The following is a 4,524-nucleotide window of genomic DNA, read 5'->3' as shown; positions in this document are numbered from 1 at the left end:
CTCTTGCCGGAGCGCGCACCGCCGATGAGGAAGGTCAGTGTCTTGCGATCAGGCAAAGCTGTCGCGCAGGCTGGTCGCGGTGCCGGTGAAGCGGCCGCGCACCACGCCGACAACCGCGCCGAGCACCAGCCAGAACACCAGATTGGTCACGGTCACCGCCACCACGAACTGGTGATGCAGCCCTTCCGGAATCGCCGTCTCGTAACTGTCGGGCTGCGGTGCCCCGACAACATGCGGTGCGACGATCAAAAGGACGGCAAGGATCGCCAGCGGCAGCGACTTGCGGAACGCGATCAGGCCGAGACCGGCAGCGGTTGCCGCCACCGTTGCCCACCACCAGATCTGGCGCTGGGTGAGATCGGCGGCCGGCATGGCCGGCAGTTCCGGCGGCAGGCCGAGGCCCGGCGCCAGCGTGAACACGGCAAAGCCGGCCAAGCCCCAGAACACGCCCTGGCGCCAACCACCGATACCGCCGGCGAATTCGGAAACCGCGACCAGGATCAACCCGAAGCCGATGCCGGTGACGATGTTGGCAAGCACGCTGAAGGCGAAACGCTCGAAACCGTCTGCCGGCGCCCAGCCCTCGTCTTCCGCCGCAGCAGTCGCTTCGGCAGGGGCCGGAGCGGCTGCGCTCATGGCATTGCTATTCGCTGCTGCCGGAGCGGCATGGTCATGGTGATGCCCGCCGCCCGCCTGTTCGTAGACTTCCGCCTTCAGGATCAGCGGCACGGTCGCATAGGCCTGCATGCAGGCAAGAACGACGCCGGCCACGAGCCCTGCGATCGCCGCGATGAACACGACGTTGCGAAACAGGTTCATGATGTCAGCCCCTCGTCAGTGGCAGGGAAATGCCATCGAATGGCGATAGTCGTGAGCCGCATTGTGGACCGCATCGATATGCGAGAAGCCGACAAAGCCCATCACGAAAATGCCGAGCAGCGCGGCAAGCGCGAGCTGCATGAAGCGCGACTGCGAGGAGACGGAAGCGCCGAGGGAGACGGAAGCGGTAGTCATGTCTTGTCCTTTCGCCCTCCACCCGAGGGCATCGAAGTCAGTTTCCTGTCGCCGGCAGGTCTCCTGGCTCACGGATCAGCGTCCTTCCCCACCTTCCCGAAGAAAAATCTTCAGTGGCATATGGAGAGGACTACCGCACACAGTTGCGGGGGCAGCCACGGCATTGGGCGAAATCCGCCCTTACCGCATTCCCTCTTGGCTCCAAAATGGAACCGGCGACACCGGCGACTATAGGCAGAATCCTCGCGTCCGGCAAACCAAATTCCGCCGGCGACCGTTGCGAATGCGCCATGAAGGTCAAAGCGATTTCGGCAGATAGCGCCACGTCACGAAGCCGCAGACCGCCGCCAGCAGGCCAAGCGTGACGAACACCGAGCCCAGGCCGAAGAAGGCCAGCACCACCGAATAGACCAGCGGCGGCGTCAGCTCGGAAAAGTCGAGATAGGTGCGATAGACCGCCGCCATCTGCGATCTTTCATAGGAGCGCACCGAGCGCATGAAGGCGGTCGAGCCGAGCGCATCGAGCGCAATGGTGAAGAAGGCGCCGCAGAGCAAGAAGGCGCCGGTGAGCAGCGGCACGGTTTCGCCGACGAAGCCCGCCGCCAGAAGCGCGACCGACATGGCGAAATAGGCAAATGTCATGGTCCTGCGGCCGCCAAAGCGCTTTCCCGCCTTGCCCCAGAAAATCGCCATGAACAAAAGCGCGTTGCCGGCCGAAACCAGCAGGCCGCCGGCCAGCTTGCCCTCACCCGTAATGACCATGAACAGCGGCCCATAGACGAAGAACGTCGTCCAGAAACAGGAGCGCCCAAACGCGATCAGCCAGGCCAGCCTGAGCCTGGGCTGGGCGATGAAGCGGCCGATATTGGCGAGCGGATTGGCTGGTCGCGTCTTGCCGGGACGGATCGACGGGTTGTCGCCGAGCCGGTAGGTCCAGAACAATGCCAGCAGCGCTAACGCGAACACGGCCACCGCGCCATGCGCGGCATAGACGCCGAAGCGCGTGTAGAGGAAGATGCCGAGCGTCGGCCCACCGGTCCAGGCCAGCATCGACCACGCCATGCGCAGCGATTCGGCCTGCATGAAGTCGGTCTTGCGGATGTGGTCCATGATGTAGAGGTTGAGCGTGATCGACAGCGCGCTGGCGCCCATCACCCGGCACAGCATGCCGGCCAGTTGCCCGGCAAGCGTGTCGGTGACGAAGAACAGCGAGCCAATGGCCAGCAGGCAGGCGCCCGCCGTGTAGACCCAGCGCCGGGCGAAACGGCGGATCAGCATCGGCATGAACAATGTCACCGACAGGCCGAGCATCGCCACGACGGTGTAGAGGATCGAGACGATCTGCTCGTTGTGCAGGATCTCGTAAGCCTGGATCGGGATGACGCTCGACACCGTGGCGCGGGCGAAGGATTCGACCGCATAGAGCGAAGCGAAGGTGCGCGCGTCCGCGGCCTTGAGGGCCGGTAGCCAGATCGGATGGCGCACATGGGTGGACATTGCTTTCCCCGAAGCAGATTCACCGGGTCAAATCTGCCGTGGCGACCTCAGCGCCAATAAGAGGAAACCGACGTGCATCCGGCAAAAGCGAAGCCGGCCAAAGGCTTTCCGGCACTGGCCCAATGCCGCGGCTGATCCGGCGTTATCGGCAGGGTTGCCGGTCTTCTTTTGTCCTGGGCAACCGTGATAGTCCTCCAGCGGGGCTGAATCAGAATGCGAGACCATGAGCATCCAAACGCCGACCGCGCCCATTCAGGATCGACCAAAGCGCATCGTCGCCATCGACATCGTGCGCGGCATCGCGCTGATCGCCATGGCAAGCTACCATTTCACCTGGGATCTGGAGTTCTTCGGCTACACCGATCCCGGCCTGACCGCCTTCGGCTGGTGGAAGATTTACGCGCGCTGCATCGCCTCGACCTTCCTGTTCCTGGTCGGCGTCAGCCTGTATCTCGCCCACGGTCGACAAATCCGCTGGAACGGCTTCTGGAAGCGGTTCGCCATGGTCGCCGGAGCCGCGATCGCGATTTCGGTCGTCACCCGCATAGCCACTCCGGACGGCTTCATCTTCTTCGGCATCTTGCACGAGATCGCGCTGGCCAGCCTGCTCGGTCTCGCCTTCCTGCGCCTGCCGGCGCTGCTGACGCTTGTCGTCGCCGCGCTCGTTATCGCCGCCCCCGTCTATCTGCGCTTCGAGGCCTTCGATCACCCATGGCTGTGGTGGGTCGGCCTGTCGGCGACCAATCCGCGCTCCAACGACTACGTTCCGCTGTTTCCGTGGTTCGGCGCCGTACTTGCGGGCATCGCGGTGACGAGACTCGCCGCAGGTGCCGGCCTGCTTGCCAGGCTTGCCAATCTGGCGCCCGGTCGCTTGGCCAACCCGCTGGTCTTCATCGGCCGGCACAGCCTGGCTTTCTATTTGATCCACCAGCCGCTGCTGATCGGCTGCGTCTGGCTGTTCTCGCAGATCATGCCGGCGCAGGTCGAAACCCCGCAGGTGAATTTCCTCAAAACCTGTCAGCTGTCCTGCGAGCAGTCGCGCGACACCGAGTTCTGTACGAGCTACTGTGTCTGCATGCTCGATACGCTCGAGGGCGAGTCCACGCTTGATAGGCTCTACAACAACGATCAGACTGCGGAGTGGAAAGCGCATTTGTCCGATCTCGCCGGCATGTGCACCGCCAAGACCGACAGCAAGTTGATGGAGGGAGGGGCCGAATGACCGAGAACCAGCCGAAGCCGGGGCTCATACCGTGGCCGCCGCTGATCTACATCGCCGCCATCGCCGTCAGCATCGCACTGGGCCTGCTCTATCCCCTGCCCTGGATCGGCGACCTGCTGGGCGATATCCTGTTCGCGGCCGGCTGGGTGGCGCTGTTTGCCGTCGCCGCACTCTGGTTCACCGCGATCCGCACCATGATCCGGGCCAAGACCACGCTCAACCCCAACGCTGTACCCGATCACCTGGTCACCACGGGTCCCTTCGGCGTCACCCGCAATCCGATGTATCTGGCCAACACGCTGCTGTTGATCGGCGTCGCCTTTGTCTCGGGCATCGTGTGGTTCCTGCCGCTGGCGTTCATCGCCGCCTATGCCACGCAGAAGGTGGCGATCGAAGGCGAGGAAAAGGTGCTGGCGGCAAAATTCGGCAAGAAATACCGCGACTACGCCAAACGCGTGCGCCGCTGGATTTGAGCTGGCTTTCAAGCGGACATCTCCCCCTTCGTGGGGGAGATGTCCGGCAGGAGAGAGGGGGCGCTGTCCCTCAAACTCTCTGCCTACGTATTCACGCCAAGCTCCACCAGCCGCTCCACACAAGACTCCTCGGCCTGGTCGAGTTCAGCCAGCGTCTCCTCGAGGTCGCGGCGTTTCTGCCGGAGATCCTCGCGCTTTTCCTCGATGCGCTTGATCATCAGGTTGAGCTGGCCGACTTCGCCGGGCGGCTCCTTGTACATCTGGATGATTTCGCGAATCTCGTTGATCGAGAAGCCAAGCCTTTTGCCGCGCATGATC

Annotated in this window: 6 protein-coding genes and 1 riboswitch; of the genes, 2 read left to right on the top strand and 4 right to left on the bottom strand. The window is 63.5% G+C overall.

Annotated elements, in window-relative coordinates; translation table 11 throughout:
- Nucleotides 1–48: 48 nt before the first annotated feature.
- The 3 genes from EN955_RS33790 to EN955_RS33780 all read right to left on the bottom strand — a co-directional run bounded on the left by EN955_RS33790 (nt 49) and on the right by EN955_RS33780 (nt 2,511).
- A complete protein-coding gene (locus EN955_RS33790) occupies nt 49–819 on the bottom strand; it encodes a CbtA family protein (protein WP_024501349.1) in 771 nt (256 codons plus the stop codon).
- 15 nt (nt 820–834) lie between these two features.
- Nucleotides 835–1,014, bottom strand: a complete 180-nt coding sequence (locus tag EN955_RS33785; RefSeq protein WP_013531117.1) for a CbtB domain-containing protein — start codon at nt 1,012–1,014, stop codon at nt 835–837.
- A gap of 35 nt (nt 1,015–1,049) precedes the next feature.
- Nucleotides 1,050–1,246, bottom strand: a riboswitch (cobalamin riboswitch).
- A 65-nt stretch (nt 1,247–1,311) separates the two neighbouring features.
- Nucleotides 1,312–2,511, bottom strand: a complete 1,200-nt coding sequence (locus tag EN955_RS33780) for an MFS transporter (protein WP_013531116.1) — start codon at nt 2,509–2,511, stop codon at nt 1,312–1,314.
- Nucleotides 2,512–2,734: 223 nt separating this feature from the next.
- On the opposite strand from EN955_RS33780, the gene EN955_RS33775 reads away from it, so the two are divergent.
- Both EN955_RS33775 and EN955_RS33770 read left to right on the top strand, forming a co-directional pair.
- On the top strand, nt 2,735–3,733 hold the full coding sequence (locus EN955_RS33775) for a DUF1624 domain-containing protein (protein ID WP_024501350.1): 999 nt from the start codon (nt 2,735–2,737) through the stop codon (nt 3,731–3,733).
- Nucleotides 3,730–4,206: an isoprenylcysteine carboxylmethyltransferase family protein gene (locus EN955_RS33770; RefSeq protein ID WP_024501351.1), complete on the top strand. Its 477-nt coding sequence runs from the start codon at nt 3,730–3,732 to the stop codon at nt 4,204–4,206. The genes EN955_RS33775 and EN955_RS33770 overlap by 4 nt, the downstream gene beginning before the upstream one ends.
- Nucleotides 4,207–4,289: 83 nt before the next feature.
- Here EN955_RS33770 and EN955_RS33765 read toward each other — a convergent pair.
- Nucleotides 4,290–4,524, bottom strand: a 235-nt coding sequence (locus EN955_RS33765; RefSeq protein ID WP_164769960.1) for a MerR family DNA-binding protein, incomplete at its 5' end; no start/stop codon positions are given.

The organism is Mesorhizobium sp. M7A.F.Ca.CA.001.04.2.1, assembly GCF_003998485.1.
In the GTDB taxonomy this organism is placed as follows: Bacteria; Pseudomonadota; Alphaproteobacteria; order Rhizobiales; family Rhizobiaceae; genus Mesorhizobium; species Mesorhizobium ciceri.
This window is presented reverse-complemented; position numbering and strand designations above follow the sequence as displayed.